Below are 15,684 nucleotides of genomic sequence, written 5' to 3' on the forward strand. Positions count from 1 at the left end.
GCCCAAGGTCGGGCAGCGCGCGGCCGGCGTGCGCCGGGCGGCCAGCACAGCCCGGCTGGCGGGCGAGGCACGCCGGCGTTACGCCGCTGCGGCGACCCCGCGCTCGCAGCCGGCCGCGTCACCCGGCGGCGGGAACCTCGCTCCCACCCGGCCGGCGTCACGCGGCGGCGGCGACCTCGCGCTCCCAGCCGGCGGCGGTCTCGCGGAAGCCGACGCGGGTGAGGTAGGCGCGCGACTCGGCGGGCGCGGCGCCGCCGATCACGAGCCGCCGGAAGCCGTGCGCGGCGAAGACGCCGCTGTCGCGGTACACGAACTCGCCGGGCGTGAAGTCGCGGTACCGCGGCGTCACGTAGTCGAGGTCCACGCGACCGACGCCGGAGCCGGCCGACCGGACGACGACGGCGCCGACGAGCTCGTCGCCGCGGACGACGACGAACGCGGCGGACGGCGCGGGGTCGGTGGCGGCGAAGGTCGGGTGGAAGCGGGCGATGTCGGGGGCGTGCTCGGCGAGCAGGTGGTGCAGGACGGCGTCGTCGGAGGGCACCTCGAGGACGCCGTACACCTGCTCGTCGTGGCGTTCGCGCTGCAGCCGGACCAGCCAGTACACGTCGATCACGGCGATGACGCCGTTCATGACGGCGAACGGCCAGATGCCGACGATCGTGTTGTACACCGTGGCTATCACGGCCCCGGCCAGGTTGAGCACGCGGAAGCGCAGCACCCTGGCCTGCGTGAGCGAGACGATGACCAGCAGCGAGCCGGCCCAGCCGACGATCTCGAGCCACACCATCCTGTGAGAGTAGCGACGGACGAAAAGGGCTCGCGCCACCCCCGAGACCGGCGGATGGTGGAACCCATGACAACGTGGTCGATCCGTGAGGTGCCGGTCTGCGACACCGTCGACGCCCCCGAGGCCTGGCTGCTGCACGGCTACACGGCGGCGATGAACGAGGTCCTGCTGACGTCGTGGGGCAACCGGGACTTCGAGCGCACCGCCCAGGAGGTCCTCGGGTCGCTGCACGACCAGCGCTACGACCGCAAGCCTCGCTGGGTGGCGGTGCGCGACGACGACGCCGACGCCCCGGACCCCGAGCGCGTGCTGGCCTACGCCGCCGTGAACATGCCCCTGCAGGACAACACCCACACGGCGCACACGGATCTCGGCGTCCGGCCCGCGCACCGCTCGCAGGGCATCGGCACCGCGCTGTTCGACGCCGTGGAGGCGACGGTGCGCGCCGACGGCCGGACCAACCTCACCATGTCGACGGACCAGCAGGCGGAACCGCCGGAGGGGCCGGACACGCTCGCCCCGTCGACGGGTTCCGGCCGGGTCTCGACGACGGACGCGGGGACCCGGTTCGCGCTCGCGCGCGGCTTCGCCCTGGAGCAGGTCGCCCGGTACTCGCGGTTCGACCTGCCGTTCGACCCGGCGTTCATCGCCGAGCACCGCGCGCAGGCCGAGGCGAAGGCCGGGCCGGACTACGGCACCGTGAGCTGGCGGGGCGCGACGCCGGAGGAGTGGGTGGACCAGTTCGCCCTGCTCAACACGCGGATGAGCACGGACGTCCCGCTGGGCGGCCTGGACCTCCAGGAGGACGTCTGGGACGCGGAACGGGTCCGCGTCACGGAGAAGCAGTTCGAGGAGCGCGGGATCGAGCTGCTGGTCCTGGCCGCGGAGCACCTGCCGACGCGCACGCTGGCCGCGTTCACGGCGTTCATGGCCGTGCCGAACACCGACGAGTTCGTGCACCAGCACGACACGCTGGTGCTGAAGGAGCACCGGGGCAAGCGCCTCGGCATGCTGGTCAAGACGGCGAACCTGCAACGCCTCGCGGCGGAGCGACCGAGCGTCAGGCGCGTCGGCACGTGGAACGCCGAGGAGAACTCCTACATGCTCGCGATCAACGTGGCCCTCGGGTTCCGGCCCGCGGGCGGCTCCGGGGAGTGGCAGCTCAAGCTGAGCTGACCCTCGCGTGCGGCATCGCCTGCTGCCACCACCGGCCCCACCGCTCCTGCACCTGGCCGAACGTGACGTCGTCGAGGCCGTAGGTGGACAGGATGGCGTCGACGGTGCCGTGCGGCGGGGTGTGGGCGGCGGGCGTCTCCATGAGCACGAGGTACATCTCGGAGATGCCGTGCAGCCGGAGGCCGATCTGCAGCGGGGTCACGTAGTCGAGGGTGCCGCCGAGCAGGGTGCCGTCGGGCCGGCGCGCCTGGACGTGCCCTCCGACGGGCACACCACGCACCCCGATGAGCCCGGCGCGGTCGAGCAGCCGGTCGTCGCGCTCGCCGGCGGGCAGCCCGAAGCTGCTGAGCGTGCGGCGCTCCTGGTCGGGGTGCACGGTGACCGCGAAGCGCAGCTGGTGGGCGAACGCGATCCAGCCCTCGTCGATCTCGTCGCGGATGCCGTCGAACGACGAGGTCCCCTGGTGGCTCCGCCGGGTGATGGTCAGGTGCGTGTGGTGGGGCTCGTGCACGGCGGAGCGCAGGGTCAGCGTGTCGTGGTGCGGCCAGTGCAGCTCGTGGATGGTCTCGTCGCCGACGACGTCCTGCGTCTCGGTCGGTCCGTCGACGAAGATCTGCTGGATCTCGGCGTTCAGCCCGTCGTGGTCCCAGCCGAACCAGCGGTGCACGAGCTCGGGCTCGCGCAGGTGCTTCGAGACGGTGCCCAGCGGGGCGCTGATGTCGATCGCCACGATCTGTCGGAGCTCCAGCGTCATCGCCATCACCTCGGTACTCGACCAGCCCAGCGGATCTTCCGACCGTAGCCCGGCCGGGCCGCGCGCGCGATCACTCGAGCGGCAGGACCGCGAGCGCGTCCGGCTCGACGCCCAGCACCACGACGTCGCCGACGGACCACCGACCACCCACGGGGCCGAGCGCGGTGACGACGCCGATCCCGTCGACGTCGACGCGGACCTCGGACCGCCCACGCCGCGACGAGATCCCCCGGACCGTGCCCTTCGCGACGCCGGCGCGGTCGACGACGAACGCGCCCTCGGCCAGGGCCAGGGTCGCGGCCGACGAGGCGACCCCGAGGGCCTCGCGCAGCGGCGCGGCCGCCGGGCCGTCCAGCGCCACGAACGCCTCGTAGCCGAGGAACGACGCGACCTCGCGGCTGACCGGCCGGGTCCACAGCGACGCGGGCTCGTCCACCTGCAGCAGCCGCCCCGCGGACATCACGGCGACCCGGTCGGCGACCGCGAAGGCCTCGTCCTGGTCGTGCGTGACGAACACGGCGGTGGTGCCGGTGGCGACGAGCGCGGCGCGCAGATCGACGGCGAGGCGCTCGCGCAGCGCGCGGTCGAGGGCGGACAGCGGCTCGTCGAGCAGGAGGAGGCGAGGTGCCGGTGCCAGGGCTCGGGCCAGGGCGACGCGCTGGCGCTCGCCACCGGACAGGGTCGCGACGGCCCGTGATGCGTAGCCGGCCAGGCCGACCAGCTCAAGGAGGGGCGTCACGTCGGAACCGCGCGGCAGGCCGTACCCGACGTTCCCCGCGACCGACCGGTGGGCGAACAGCTGCCCGTCCTGGAACATCAGGCCGAACCCGCGCCGGTGCACGGGCACCCCGGCCAGGGAGACGCCGTCCCAGGAGACCGAGCCGGCGGCGAGCGGCTCGAGGCCGGCGACCGCCCGCAGCAGGGACGACTTGCCGCACCCGGACGGGCCGAGCAGCGCGACGACGGAGCCGGGCGCGACGTCGAGCGAGACGCCGTCGACGGCGGTCGACGACCCGTACCGGACGACGACGTCGCGGAGCGACAGACCGTTCACCACTCGCCTCCCGCGCCGGGGGCGCGCAGTCGTTCGCAGGCCGCGACGATCCCCGCGGTGAGCACCGCGAGCACCACCGACGCGGCGAGCGCCATGCCATAGGACTCGGCGCCGGGGCGCCCGATCAGCCGGAAGATCACGACCGGCAGCGTGGGCCGGTCGGGCCGGGCCAGGAAGGAGGTCGCGCCGAACTCCCCGAGCGACGCGGCGAACGCGAACCCGACGGCGAGGCCCAGGGACCGCGTCGCGATCGAGAGGTCGACCGTGCGCAGCACGCGGCCGGGCCCGGCGCCCAGGGTCGCGGCGGCCTCACGCAGGCGCGGATCGATGGCCCGCAGCACCGGCAGCACGGTCCGCACGACGAGCGGGACGGCGACGACGGCCTGCGCGATCGGCACCAGGACCGGGCTGGTGCGCAGGTCGACCGGCAGCCCGAACGGGTGGTGCATCGACAGCAGGAACCCGAACCCGACGGTCACGGCGGACACGCCGAGCGGAAGCATGAACAGCGCGTCCAGCCCGGCCACCGCGCGCCGACCGACCGCCCGCCGGGGTCGTCGCGACACGACGAGGGCCACGAGCCCGCCGACGACGAGCGCGAGCACGGTCGCGTCCAGCGCGACGCGCAGGGAGTTGAGGGTGGCCTGCCAGACGGTCACCGTCAGCGAGCCTCCGGTGGTGCCGAGCGCCGTGTAGTTGTCCAGCCCGACCCCGTCGCGCGTCTGCAGCGAACGGACCACGAGGTTGACCAGCGGCAGCGCGAGCAGGGCGACGACGGCCGCGGTCACCAGCGTGGCAACGACCGTCAGCGCGTGCCCGTCGCCCGGGGGCATCCCGGCGGGCCGGCGCAGGCGCAGGGGGCGGACGGTGTCGAGATCGGTGCTCAGCGACAGCGCCAGCTCCCGCCGCGAGCGCGCGCGGCCCGCCACCGTCAGTGCTACGGCGACGACGACGAGCTGCACCACGGACAGCACGGCGGCGGCGCGCAGGTCGAGGAACTGCGTCGTCTGCACCCAGATCTCGGTCTCGATGGTGCCGAACCGCAGGCCGCCCAGCACCAGGACCGTGCCGAAGGCGGTCGCGCAGTAGAGGAACGTGAGGGAGGCGGCGGACGCGATCGCCGGCGTCAGCGCGGGCAGGGTCACGGTCCGGAACGCGCGCCAGGGCGAGGCACCCAGCGCCCGCGCCGCCTGCTCCGCCCGCGGGTCCAGCCGCTCCCACAGCCCTCCGACAGCCCGCACGACCACCGCGTAGTTGAAGAACACCAGGGCGGCGACGATCGCGGCGAACGTGCCGTCGAGGTGCAGGAACCCCAGCGGCCCGCCGCTGACCAGCAGCGAGCGGAACGCGACGCCCACCACCACGGTCGGCAGCACGAACGGCACCGTGACCAGGGCTCGCACCGCGGCCCGGCCCCGGAACGAGTGCCGGTACAGCACGTAGGCGCCGGGCACGCCGAGCCCCACGGAGATGACCGTGCCGAGAGTGGCCTGCGCGATCGTCAGCCCGACGATCCGCCACGTCCGGGGCCGCGAGAACACGTCCGCGAAGCCGCTCAGGTCCAGGTGCCCGTCGACGACGAACCCCTTCGAGATCATCACCGCGACGGGCCACGCGAAGAACAGCCCGAGGAACAGCAGCGGGACGACGACCGCCAGGGACCAGAACGCGACGAGGCGCGCCCGACCGGACGCCACCGCGGGGGCGGCGTCCGGTCGGGTGAGCGTCGAGACGGCCATGGTCAGCCGATCACCGTGTCCGACCACTGCGTGAGCCACGCCTCGCGGTTCTTCGTGATGTCGTCCGGCGCCACCTCGAACGGGTTCGTCGCCAGCGGGGCGAACGCGGCCCAGTCGTCGGGCAGCGTCGCCGTGGTGCTCGCCGGGTACATGTACATGGAGCCGGGGATGTCGTCCTGGACCTCGTCGGAGAGCAGGAAGTCGAGCAGCTTCTGCGCGCCCTCCGGGTTCGCCGCCCCGGCCAGCACGCCGGCGTACTCGGTCTGCCGGAAGCACGTGTCCAGCAGCGCGCCGGTGGTCGGCTCGGTGCCGCCGTCGGGCACGGTGAAGGGCGGCGAGGACGCGTAGGACAGCACGATCGGGCGCGGTCCGTGGCCGCCGCCGCCGGAGAAGTCCGTGTCGTACGCGTCGGACCAGCCCTCGGCCACCTTGAGCCCGTTGTCCTTGAGGGCGGTCCAGTAGGCCCGCCAGCCGTCGTCGCCGAACGCGCCGATCGTGGCCAGCAGGAACGCCAGGCCCGGCGACGACGTCACGGGGTTGGGGACCACGAGAAGGTCCTTGTACTCGGGCTTGGTGAGGTCCTCGAGGGTCACGGGCTCCGCGAGTCCGTGCGACGAGAACCACGTGTGGTCGACGTTGATGCAGACGTCGCCGTAGTCGATCGGCACGAGGGCGCCCTCGTAGGCGTCCTTGGTCGCGGTCGGTGCGATGACGCCCTCGTCGACCACGCGCGACGCGAACGTGTTGTCGATGCCGAACGTGAGGTCGCCCAGCGGCGCGTCCTTGGTCAGCACCAGCTGGTTGGCGAGCGTGCCGCCGTCGCCCGGCTGCACGACGTCGACCTTCAGGCCGGTCTGCTTCTCGAAGTCGGCCAGGATGCCGTCGGACAGCAGGAACGAGTCGTGCGTGACCAGCGTGACGGTGCCGGACGACGAGCTGGGGCCAGGTTCGTCGGAACCGATGGCCGAGCAGCCTGCCAGCGCGAGCACGGCGGCGGCTGCGACGAGCGAGTGGATCCTCGCCATGGGTGATGCTCCTCCTTGGTCGGAAAGGAGGGGGTCGTCGCGCGCCGACCACGAAGGCCGACGGCGAGGACTGAGAAGCCCGACTCCCTACGCCGGTATCAACCGGATCAGGTTCGAGGGTCTGCGGTGGTCCGCACTCTCAGCGTCCAGACCCGTGGGTCCGACGCTCCCCTGTCGTTCGTCGGCGATCCTACGCCGCCGTGGAGCGGCACGGAGGCGCAGGCCGGGCTACGGTCGTCGCAGACCGTCTCGCACCCACGGAGGATCAGATGTCGGACGACAAGCAGACGCAGTCCATCGTCGCCAAGCTCGTCGGGACCGCCGCGGCGATCGCTGCCGCCTTCGCGGTCCAGCAGGTGCTCAACCTGGCGTGGAAGGCGGGGACCGGGCACAAGCCGCCGAAGGCCGACGACCAGGGCGACGCCGGGCTGACCGAGGTCGTCGTCGCGGCCGGGGTCGCCGGGGCGCTCGTCGCGATGGCCCGGGTGCTGGCCACCCGCGGCACGGCGCGCTTCACCGCGAAGACCGACTAAGCCAGACCTGGACCCGACGGCCGGAGGTGCTGCACGACCTGGACCGGGTTCCCGTCCGGGTCGGCCACCCACGCGATCAACAACCGGTCGAGCCACCCGTGCGGCGCTGCCAGCGCCGGAGCACCGCCGGCGACGAGCCGGTCGAACGCCGCCGGGACGTCGTCGGTCCACAGGACCACGGCCGCGCACTGCCCGCCGGCGATCGGGTCGAGCCCGTGGTCGTCCCGGGTGGACGCCTCCGACGCGATGCCGAGCGTGTACCCGTCGAGCTCGAGGTCGACGTGGATCGGGTCGCCGTCCGTCGGCACCCGGAAGGTCTCGACGAAACCCAGGCGCTGGTGGAAGGCCGACGCGCGCGGCACGTCCGGGCTGAAGAGGATCACCTGCGGAGCGCGGAACATCACCGACCTCCGAGCTCGGGCATCGACGAGATGCCGAGCTCTCGGAGCACCCGCCTCGCGGCGTACCAGCCGCCCAGCCCGTGCACGCCGGGGCCGGGCGGGGTCGACGCGGAACACAGGTACACGCCGGAGCGCCCGGAGAAGTACGGGTCCAGCCGGCGGGTCGGGCGCGCGAACAGCTGGCGCAGGCTGGCCGCCCCGGAGGAGATGTCGCCGTCGACGTAGTTCTCGTCGTGGTCGCTGAGGTGCGCGGCCGGCGTGCAGCGGGAGGTCACGACCACGTCCCGGAACCCGGGCGCGTACCGCTCGATGTGCCGGGTGACGGCCTCGGTGACGTCGACGGTGGAGCCCTTCGGCACGTGCGCGTACGTCCACAGCGGCCGCCGTCCGTGCGCGACGCGTGACCCGTCGACCACGGCCGGGTCGCTGACCAACGTCATCGGCAGCTCTGCGTGCTCGCCGCGGGCGACCGCCCCCTCCGCCCGGACCATCTCGGCGCGCGTCCCCCCGACGTGCACGGTCCCCGCGAGCCCTACCTCGGCCACCGTCCACGGCACCGGGCCGTCGAGGACGAAGTCGACCTTCGCGGCGGCGTCGCCGTACCGGAACGCGGCCAGCTCCGCGCGGATCCGCGGCGGCAGCCGGTCGCCCAGCACGCCCACGAGGGTCCGGGGCGTGGTGTCGAAGACGTAGCAGTGCGCGCGCGGGAGGTCCTCGTAGCGGCGGACGCGATGGTCCGTGCGGACGGTGCCGCCGTGGGCCTCGAGGTCCGCGACGAGCGCCGCCGTGATCGCGCCCGAGCCGCCCCGCGGGATGGGCCAGCCGCCGTCGCCGTGCGCCAGCGCGGCCAGCAGGAGGGCGGTGCCCGCCGCGGCGAGCGAGGGCAGGGGGCCGATCGCGTGGGCCGCGACTCCGGTGAGCAGGGCGGGCGCGAGGTCGTCGACGAACCGGCGGTCCCACGCCCGCGTCCCCTGCTCGAGCACGCCCAGCCCGAACCGGGCCGCCGCCACCGGGTCGACCAGGGGCACCGACCGCTTGTCGCCGAGCGCCACCTTCACCGCCACGTCCGGGTCGAGCGCGCCGACCAGGGACCGCCACGCCGGACCGTCGACGCCGAGCCCGCCGACCGTCCGCGCGAGGTCCCGGTACGCGATGCCGGCGCGACCGCCGGCGAGGGGATGTGCGTAGGACGCCTCGGGCACCACCAGCTCGACGCCGCGCGCGGGCAGGTCGAACGCGCGGAAGAAGGGCGACGCCCATGCCATCGGGTGCACGGCCGAGCAGACGTCGTGCACGACCCCGTCCGCCAGGCCGAGGTCGAGCGTCCGGGCACCGCCGCCGACGGTCGGCTGCGCCTCCAGCACCTCGACCGTCAGGCCGGCCCGGGCGAGCGTGACCGCGGCGGCGAGCCCGTTGGGGCCGGAGCCGACGACGACGACGTCGCGCGCGATCATGACTCCGCGCGCTCGTCCCGCGCCTGCGAGCGCACCACGTCGTCGGTGAGCTCGTCGACCACCAGCAGGTCCCCCCGGACCTTCCCCGTGCGGTACCCGGCCCGGCCCACCATGTGCGCGGCGACCGGCGCCGTGAGCATCTGGAACACGGCCACCAGCACCAGCGCCCACACCGCCCCGCCGGAGCGCAGCCGCAGCGCCAGCCCGATGAGCACCAGGATCAGGCCGAGCACCTGCGGCTTGGTGCCGGCGTGCATGCGCGCCAGCAGGTCGGGGAACCGCAGCACCCCGACGCCCGCGGCGAACGCGAGGAACGCGCCGCCCAGCAGGCAGACCGCGGAGGCCACGTCGGCGACCGTCGTCCACTGGTCCTGCGTCATCGGACCTCCCCCTCGGCTCCGCCGCCGTGGTGCTCGTCGGGACCCTCGCGTCGGCCCGAGCGGCGACTCTCCTCCGCATCGTCCTCGGCGTCCATCCGTTCGGCTTCCTGCGCGGCGATCTCCTCCCGCGTCCGCACCCGGCCCTCGCCCTCGGGCTCCACGGACGCGAACCGCGCGATGGTCACCGACCCGACGAAGCCGACGAGCGAGAGCACCACGAGGATGGGCACCACGTCGGCGCGGCGGTTCACGGCGGCGTAGAGGGCGACGGCGGCGATCATCGTCGTCACCACGATGTCGAGGGCGATGGTCCGGTCGAGCATCGACGGGCCCTTCTCTGCGCGGATCACGGCCAGCGCGAAGCCGGCGGTGAGCAGCACCCCGCAGATCACGACGACGGCGGTCACACGCGCACCCCCAGCCCGGCCGCGGCCAGCTCCTCGTCGGACGCGAACGCGCGCAGCACCCGCTCCTCCTGGTCGAGCACGGACTGTCGCGCCGCCTCGATCCCCCCGCTCTGCCGCACGTCGAGCACGTGCAGGTAGAGCATGCCGGTGAGCCGGTGCGCCTCGACCACGAGCGAGCCGGGCACCAGCGAGCACAGCTCGGCGGTCATGGTCAGGTAGAGGTCCGAGTGGCTGCGCAGCTGCACGCCGATGACCGCACCCCGCGGCACGTACCGGGGGCGCAGCGCGATGAGGCTGACCTCGAACGACGCCTTGACCAGGTCGGTGCCGAAGCGCACGAGCAGCCGGACCAGCCCCACGGGGCGGATCCGCCCGTGGAACTCGATGGGCGCCATGCGCAGGCCCGTCGTGACCGCCAGGGCGATCAGCAGGCCGGCCAGCACGTTGCCCACCGACAGGTCGCCCCACAGGAAGACCCACACGACGGTCAGCCAGGCGACCGTCGCCCACTGGGTGCGCAGCTTGTGCCGGCGCGGGTGCAGGCTCATGGGTGGGTCTCCGCGACGTCGTCGGACACGCCCTGACCGCGCTCGCCGTCGGGCAGCACGGCGTCGACGTACGGGCTGCGCTCGGTCAGGGCCACGGCGGCGCGCTCGGTGTAGGCGTACAGCGGGCCGGCGGCGACCGTGAGCAGCAGGCCGACGCCGACGAGCGCGGCGGTGGGCGCCACCATGCCGAACGGCAGGCGCACGGGCGGGCGAGGCTCCGACGGCGTCTGCCAGAACGCCTTGTTCCACGCCTTGACCAGCGCGTACAGCGTGAGCAGGGACGTCACGACGCTGCCCGCGACGAGCACGTACGCCAGCGGTGTGCCGACTTGTACGCCGGCTTCGAGCAGCCCGACCTTGCCCAGGAACCCGGACAGCGGAGGGATGCCGGCCAGGTTCATGGCGGGCACGAAGAAGAGGATGGCGAGCACCGGCGTGAGCTTGGCCAGGCCGCCCAGCTTGGTCAGCGACGTGGACCCGCCCGCGCGCTCGACCAGGCCCACCACCAGGAACAACGCGGTCTGCACGGTGATGTGGTGCGCGACGTAGTAGATGGCGGACGTGTAGCCGAGGTCGGTGGCCAGCGCGACGCCGAACACCATGAACCCGATGTGGCTGACGAGAGTGAAGGAGAGGAGTCGCTTGATGTCGTCCTGCGCGACCGCGCCGAGGATGCCCACCACCATCGTCGCGAGCGCCGCCCAGAGCAGGGCGTCGTCCAGTCGCCCGTCGGGGAACAGCAAGGTCTGCGTCCGGATGATCGCGTACACGCCGACCTTCGTCAGCAGGCCGGCGAACACCGCCGTGACGGGGGCGGGCGCGGTCGGGTACGAGTCGGGCAGCCAGGCGGACAGCGGGAAGATGGCCGCCTTGATGGCGAACGCGAGCAGCAGCAGCACCTGCAGCACCAGCCGCACGCCCGGGTCGATCTCGGGCAGGCGGAGGGCCAGCTGCGCCAGGTTCACCGTCCCGCAGGCGGCATAGATCATGGCGATGGCGACCAGGAAGAGCACCGAGCTGAGCAGGGCGACGACGATGTAGATGGTCCCCGCTCGGATGCGCTCGCCCGTGCCGCCGAGCGTGATGAGCACGTAGCTGGCGGCCAGCAGGATCTCGAAGCCGACGTAGATGTTGAACAGGTCGCCCGAGAGGAACGCGTTGGCCACGCCCGCGGTCAGCACCAGGTAGGTCGGGTGGTAGATGGAGACGGGCGCGGACTCCTCGTCGTCCTCCCCGCCCTGCGCCAGCGAGTAGAGGAGGACGCAGAGCGTCACCGCGCTGGAGATGGTGAGCATGAGGGCCGACAGCCGGTCGGCCACCAGGTCGATGCCGACGGGCGCGGCCCACCCGCCGACGTCGACCACCAGGGGGCCGTCGTCGGCGAGGACCAGCAGCGCCACGCTGGCTGCCAGCACGAGGCTCAGGGCGACGACGGAGACGAGCCGCTGCACGTTCGGGCGGCGGTAGAGCGCGAGCGCCAGGCCCGCGGCGGACAGCGGGATGACGACGGGCAGCGGAACGAGCCAGGTGTAGTCGTTCACGGGTGCACCTCCCTCGCGGGTGCGCCCTCGTCGGTCTCGTCCCGGGCCTCCGCGGCCTCCTGGTCCAGCGTCTCCGCGCCGCCCGCCATGTCCGAGCCCTCGACCGCCAGCTCGTCGAGCGCGGCGAGCCGGGCGATGCGGCGGTCCTCGACGTCGTCCTGGACCTCGTCATGCCGGTGCAGCTGCCAGGAGCGGTAGGCGAGGGCGAGCAGGAACGCGGTCATGCCGAGGGTGATGACGATGGCGGTGAGCACCATGGCCTGCGGCAGCGGGTCGCTCATCTGGCCCTCGGGCGTCGCGCCGACGATCGGCGGGCGGCCGGCGGCGCCACCGGCGACGAGGAACAGCAGGTTGGCGCCGTTGCCGATGAGGATGACGCCGATGAGCACGCGCGAGAGGCTCCGCTCGAGCAGCAGGTAGACGCCCGCGGCGAAGAGCACGCCGATGGTGACGACCAGGACGATGTTGGGGCTCATGTCGATCACGGCACGCCCCCGCCCCAGCTGGCGGGCTTGGCCCCCGCCTGCACCTGCGACGGCACGTCCCGGTCGCTCTCGATGTCGCCGCCCGCGGCGTCGACGGACACCGGGTCCTCGCCCGTCTCCGCGCGCCGGTCGATCTCGGCGCCGAGGCTGCGCAGGATGTCGAGCACGAGTCCCACGACCACGAGGTACACACCGATGTCGAAGAAGAGCGACGTCACCAGGTGCAGGTCCCCGATCACCGGCAGGTGGAGGTCGAGGATCCAGGACTGCAGCACCTCGCCGCCGGCCAGCAGCGCGAGCAGCCCGACGCCGGCCGACAGGAACAGCCCGAGACCGAGCAGCAGGCCCGGCTGCACGGGGGCGGCCTCGCCCAGCTCGTACCGCCCGCCCGCGAGGTAGCGGACGATGAGCGCGATGCCGGTGACCAGGCCCGCGGCGAACCCGCCGCCGGGCGCGTTGTGGCCGCTGAACAGCAGGAAGACCGAGTACACGATCATCGTGTGGAACAGCAGGCGCACGACGACCTCGAAGATCACCGACCGCCGCTGCGGCGCGAGCGTGCGACCGGCCTGCAGCCACTCCTGCCCGCGCGAGGCGCTCGACGGCACGGCGGACTCGTCGCGGTCGGCGACCATGCCGCCGGCGTCCACCAGCGCGTCGTCGCCGCCGGGCCGGCGCAGCGCCGCCATCGGGTCGTCGACCCCGCCCCAGACGGCCCGGTCCTTGCGCGCGTCCTGCGCCCGGTAGATCGCGCCGGCTCGCCGGGACAGGAAGACGAGCGACGCGACGCCGGTGGCCGCCACGAGCAGCACCGAGATCTCGCCCATGGTGTCCCACGCGCGGATGTCGACCAGCGTGACGTTGACGATGTTCTTGCCGCCGCCGAACTCGACGGCCTCCTTGGCGAAGTCCTTGGAGACGGGCAGGTGCATCCGCGCGGTGGGCGCGACGAGCGCCACGCCGGCCACGGTCAGCCCGACCGCGAGCCCGAGCGCCAGGCGCACCCAGCGGCTGGCGGCGAGCGGCCGGTCGGAGAAGTACGGGGGCAGCCGGCGTAGCACCAGCACGAAGACCACGAGCGTGACGGTCTCCACCAGCACCTGCGTGAGCGCCAGGTCGGGGGCTCCGTGCAGCAGGTACAGGCCCGCCACGGAGTAGCCGCCGATGCCCAGCAGGATGACCGCCTTGAGCCGCCGTCGCGCGCGGACCACGAGCAGCGCGGAGACGATGGTGCCGGCCGCGAACACCAGCTGCGCCGGGTTGTCCCAGACCGTGAAGCTGCTCGGGAACGTGGTGGCGGCCAGCGTGGTCACGCCGACGGCGAGGACGAACACCACGAGGATCAGGCCGAGGTAGAGCGGCAGCGAACCGCGCTGCGTGACCGCGGTGACGTCGGCCGCCACGTCGTCGAGGCGCCGCATGAACCGCCGGTAGACCACGTCGGCCTCGGGCCCGCGGTAGCCCCCGGACTGCCACCGCTCGACGCGGTCCCGCACGACGAACAGGAGCGCGCCGGCCAGCAGGATCGCGAGCGTGAGGACGAACGTCGGCGTGAACCCGGCCCACAGCACCAGGTGCCCGGGCGGTCCCTCCGGGTACGTGTCGGCGTAGGGCCGCAGCAGGTGCTCGCCCAGTTGCGGCAGCAGCGCCACGGCCAGCCCGAGCACCGCGAGGATCATCGCCGGCCACACCAGCAGCAGCGACGGGTGGGTGATCGACGCCGGGTGGGCGTCGTCGCGCGCCGCCTCGCCCAGCGACGTCCCCGGCTCCGTCGACTCCTCGAGGGACTCGGGCACCACGGCGGGCTTCGTCGCGAAGGCCCCCCACCACAGCCGCAGCCCGTACGCCACCGTGAGGACCGAGCCCACGGCGACCGCGCCGAGGAGCACGGGCTGGTCGTGGAGCGCCTCGAGCCCGGCCTCCTTGGCGACGTACCCCGCGAACGGCGGCAGCCCGATCATCGACGCCGTCGCCAGGGCGCCGGCCAGCGCGGTCACCTTGAGCTCGCGGCCCACCCCCGACAGCCGGCGCAGATCGCGCGTGCCGGTGGCGGCGTCCACGACGCCGACGACGAGGAACAGCGCGGCCTTGAACATGGCGTGCGCGCCGAGCATCGCCAGGCCGGCGAGCGCGGTGGCCCGCGTGCCCAGCCCGACCAGCAGCACGATGAGCCCGAGCTGGCTGACCGTGCCGAACGCCAGGATGAGCTTGAGGTCGTGCTGCCGCAGCGCCCGGTACCCGCCGAGCAGCAGGGTCCCGCAGCCCAGCACGGCGACGATCCACACCCACGTCGGGTCCGTCGAGTACGCCGGGGCGAACCGCGCGACCAGGTAGACGCCGGCCTTCACCATGGCCGCCGCGTGCAGGTACGCGCTCACCGGCGTCGGCGCCGCCATCGCCGCGGGGAGCCAGAAGTGGAAGGGGATGAGCGCCGACTTGGTGACCGCGCCGGCGAGCAGGCAGACGATCGCGACCGTGACCGCCGTGGTGCCCTGCGGTGGGTCGGCGATCACCTCGGACAGCCGGTACGTGCCCGCCGCCTCGCCCAGCAGCACGATGCCGACGAGCATCGCGAGCCCGCCCGCGGTCGTGATGACGATGGCCTGCATGGCCGCCCGGCGGCTCGCCTTGCGCTCGGCGTAGTGCCCGATGAGCAGGTACGACGTCACCGTCGTGAGCTCCCAGAACACGAACAGCAGCAGCATGTCGTCCGCGATGACCAGTCCCAGCATCGCGCCGGCGAACGCGACGAACACGCCGCCGAACCTCCCCAGGCCCGACGCGCTCGTCTTGAAGTACGCCGAGCAGTAGACGAGCACCAGGGCGCCGACACCGCCGACGATCAGCGTCATCAGCCACGACAACGTGTCCAGCCGGAACGTCAGCTCCAGCCCCAGCGCCGGGATCCACTCCACCTGCTCGACCGGGCCGTTCCCGGCCTGCACCTGCGACGTCCAGCTCAGCGCCCAGACGGCCGCGGAGGCCGGCGCGAGCGCGAGCACCCAGAACGCCTTGCGGCCCATCAGGCGGACGAGCAGGGGCGCGACGACGGCTGCAGCCAGGTGAACGGCGAGCAGCAGCAGCACGTCCGGCTCCGTCCTGTAGGGCGGGTGGTCGGTCGGTCGGGTCGTCAGGTTCTCGTTGTCAGGGGCAGCTACGAGCATGCGCGTCGGCGGCGAGCGGCGCCCTCACGATGCACTGAAGATTTGGTCAAGACTCTACCAACCGATTTCCCACGCCTCCTCCCACGGTGTCCGGCCGGCGCCGCGTTGCGACGTCCGAACCCGCCGCACGTGTGACCGGTGGGGCCTCTGGGGCACCGCGTGCGCCACACCAGCACCGTCCGCCCCAGGTGCGGCAGGGTCGGACGCCCACGCGCGCTCGGGGGCGGGCGGCG

Annotated in this window: 15 protein-coding genes and 1 riboswitch; of the genes, 2 read left to right on the top strand and 13 right to left on the bottom strand. The window is 73.5% G+C overall.

Going from position 1 to position 15,684, the window contains the following annotated elements; translation table 11 throughout:
• Window positions 1–157: 157 nt before the first annotated feature.
• A complete protein-coding gene (locus AC1DQC_RS14660; protein ID WP_477051981.1) occupies window positions 158–790 on the bottom strand; it encodes a hypothetical protein in 633 nt (210 codons plus the stop codon).
• 66 nt (window positions 791–856) lie between these two features.
• Between AC1DQC_RS14660 and AC1DQC_RS14665 the strand changes: the two genes are divergently transcribed.
• Window positions 857–1,966: a GNAT family N-acetyltransferase gene (locus AC1DQC_RS14665; protein WP_477051982.1), complete on the top strand. Its 1,110-nt coding sequence runs from the start codon at window positions 857–859 to the stop codon at window positions 1,964–1,966.
• Here the strand turns inward: AC1DQC_RS14665 and AC1DQC_RS14670 are convergent.
• The 4 genes from AC1DQC_RS14670 to AC1DQC_RS14685 form a co-directional block, all read right to left on the bottom strand.
• Window positions 1,953–2,720: a hypothetical protein gene (locus tag AC1DQC_RS14670; protein ID WP_477051983.1), complete on the bottom strand. Its 768-nt coding sequence runs from the start codon at window positions 2,718–2,720 to the stop codon at window positions 1,953–1,955. The two genes, AC1DQC_RS14665 and AC1DQC_RS14670, sit on opposite strands and share 14 nt — an antisense overlap.
• Before the next feature lie 70 nt (window positions 2,721–2,790).
• Window positions 2,791–3,777, bottom strand: a complete 987-nt coding sequence (locus AC1DQC_RS14675) for an ABC transporter ATP-binding protein (RefSeq protein ID WP_477051984.1) — start codon at window positions 3,775–3,777, stop codon at window positions 2,791–2,793.
• Window positions 3,771–5,513, bottom strand: coding sequence for an ABC transporter permease (locus AC1DQC_RS14680; RefSeq protein ID WP_477051985.1), 1,743 nt, complete (start codon window positions 5,511–5,513; stop codon window positions 3,771–3,773). The genes AC1DQC_RS14675 and AC1DQC_RS14680 overlap by 7 nt, the downstream gene beginning before the upstream one ends.
• A gap of 2 nt (window positions 5,514–5,515) precedes the next feature.
• Window positions 5,516–6,538 carry a thiamine ABC transporter substrate-binding protein gene (locus tag AC1DQC_RS14685; protein ID WP_477051986.1) on the bottom strand — a complete coding sequence of 341 codons (1,023 nt, stop codon included), beginning with the start codon at window positions 6,536–6,538 and terminating at the stop codon, window positions 5,516–5,518.
• A 67-nt stretch (window positions 6,539–6,605) separates the two neighbouring features.
• Window positions 6,606–6,721: riboswitch (TPP riboswitch) on the bottom strand.
• A gap of 86 nt (window positions 6,722–6,807) precedes the next feature.
• Here AC1DQC_RS14685 and AC1DQC_RS14690 point away from each other — a divergent pair.
• Window positions 6,808–7,071, top strand: a complete 264-nt coding sequence (locus tag AC1DQC_RS14690) for a DUF4235 domain-containing protein (RefSeq protein WP_477051987.1) — start codon at window positions 6,808–6,810, stop codon at window positions 7,069–7,071.
• On the opposite strand, the gene AC1DQC_RS14695 is transcribed toward AC1DQC_RS14690, so the two are convergent.
• The 8 genes from AC1DQC_RS14695 to AC1DQC_RS14730 are packed head-to-tail and all read right to left on the bottom strand — an operon-like array spanning window position 7,068 to window position 15,373.
• Window positions 7,068–7,472: a VOC family protein gene (locus AC1DQC_RS14695; protein WP_477051988.1), complete on the bottom strand. Its 405-nt coding sequence runs from the start codon at window positions 7,470–7,472 to the stop codon at window positions 7,068–7,070. The genes AC1DQC_RS14690 and AC1DQC_RS14695 overlap by 4 nt on opposite strands.
• On the bottom strand, window positions 7,472–8,926 hold the full coding sequence (locus AC1DQC_RS14700; protein ID WP_477051989.1) for a phytoene desaturase family protein: 1,455 nt from the start codon (window positions 8,924–8,926) through the stop codon (window positions 7,472–7,474). Before AC1DQC_RS14700 ends, AC1DQC_RS14695 begins: the two co-directional genes overlap by 1 nt.
• A complete protein-coding gene (gene mnhG, locus AC1DQC_RS14705) occupies window positions 8,923–9,306 on the bottom strand; it encodes a monovalent cation/H(+) antiporter subunit G (protein ID WP_477051990.1) in 384 nt (127 codons plus the stop codon). The genes AC1DQC_RS14700 and mnhG overlap by 4 nt, the downstream gene beginning before the upstream one ends.
• Entirely contained in the window at window positions 9,303–9,713 is a 411-nt protein-coding gene (locus AC1DQC_RS14710; protein ID WP_477051991.1) for an MrpF/PhaF family protein, read from the bottom strand. The genes mnhG and AC1DQC_RS14710 overlap by 4 nt, the downstream gene beginning before the upstream one ends.
• A complete protein-coding gene (locus tag AC1DQC_RS14715; protein ID WP_477051992.1) occupies window positions 9,710–10,261 on the bottom strand; it encodes a Na+/H+ antiporter subunit E in 552 nt (183 codons plus the stop codon). The genes AC1DQC_RS14710 and AC1DQC_RS14715 overlap by 4 nt, the downstream gene beginning before the upstream one ends.
• Window positions 10,258–11,802: a Na+/H+ antiporter subunit D gene (locus AC1DQC_RS14720; protein WP_477051993.1), complete on the bottom strand. Its 1,545-nt coding sequence runs from the start codon at window positions 11,800–11,802 to the stop codon at window positions 10,258–10,260. The genes AC1DQC_RS14715 and AC1DQC_RS14720 overlap by 4 nt, the downstream gene beginning before the upstream one ends.
• Entirely contained in the window at window positions 11,799–12,278 is a 480-nt protein-coding gene (locus AC1DQC_RS14725; RefSeq protein WP_477051994.1) for a Na(+)/H(+) antiporter subunit C, read from the bottom strand. Before AC1DQC_RS14725 ends, AC1DQC_RS14720 begins: the two co-directional genes overlap by 4 nt.
• A 5-nt stretch (window positions 12,279–12,283) precedes the next feature.
• Window positions 12,284–15,373 (bottom strand): Na+/H+ antiporter subunit A, encoded by a 3,090-nt coding sequence (locus tag AC1DQC_RS14730; protein WP_477051995.1) that lies wholly within the window; start codon window positions 15,371–15,373, stop codon window positions 12,284–12,286.
• Window positions 15,374–15,684: the final 311 nt, after the last annotated feature.

Source organism: Cellulomonas sp. P4_H12, assembly GCF_056400905.1.

Bases quoted from the DNA above. Each gene is read 5' to 3' on its own strand.
- AC1DQC_RS14700 (WP_477051989.1), bottom strand. From the start codon at position 8,926: ATGATCGCGCGCGACGTCGTCGTCGTCGGCTCCGGCCCCAACGGGCTC.
- AC1DQC_RS14725 (WP_477051994.1), bottom strand. From the start codon at position 12,278: ATGAGCCCCAACATCGTCCTGGTCGTCACCATCGGCGTGCTCTTCGCC.
- mnhG (WP_477051990.1), bottom strand. From the start codon at position 9,306: ATGACGCAGGACCAGTGGACGACGGTCGCCGACGTGGCCTCCGCGGTC.
- AC1DQC_RS14670 (WP_477051983.1), bottom strand. From the start codon at position 2,720: ATGACGCTGGAGCTCCGACAGATCGTGGCGATCGACATCAGCGCCCCG.
- AC1DQC_RS14715 (WP_477051992.1), bottom strand. From the start codon at position 10,261: ATGAGCCTGCACCCGCGCCGGCACAAGCTGCGCACCCAGTGGGCGACG.
- AC1DQC_RS14660 (WP_477051981.1), bottom strand. From the start codon at position 790: ATGGTGTGGCTCGAGATCGTCGGCTGGGCCGGCTCGCTGCTGGTCATC.
- AC1DQC_RS14685 (WP_477051986.1), bottom strand. From the start codon at position 6,538: ATGGCGAGGATCCACTCGCTCGTCGCAGCCGCCGCCGTGCTCGCGCTG.
- AC1DQC_RS14690 (WP_477051987.1), top strand. From the start codon at position 6,808: ATGTCGGACGACAAGCAGACGCAGTCCATCGTCGCCAAGCTCGTCGGG.
- AC1DQC_RS14695 (WP_477051988.1), bottom strand. From the start codon at position 7,472: ATGTTCCGCGCTCCGCAGGTGATCCTCTTCAGCCCGGACGTGCCGCGC.
- AC1DQC_RS14680 (WP_477051985.1), bottom strand. From the start codon at position 5,513: ATGGCCGTCTCGACGCTCACCCGACCGGACGCCGCCCCCGCGGTGGCG.
- AC1DQC_RS14665 (WP_477051982.1), top strand. From the start codon at position 857: ATGACAACGTGGTCGATCCGTGAGGTGCCGGTCTGCGACACCGTCGAC.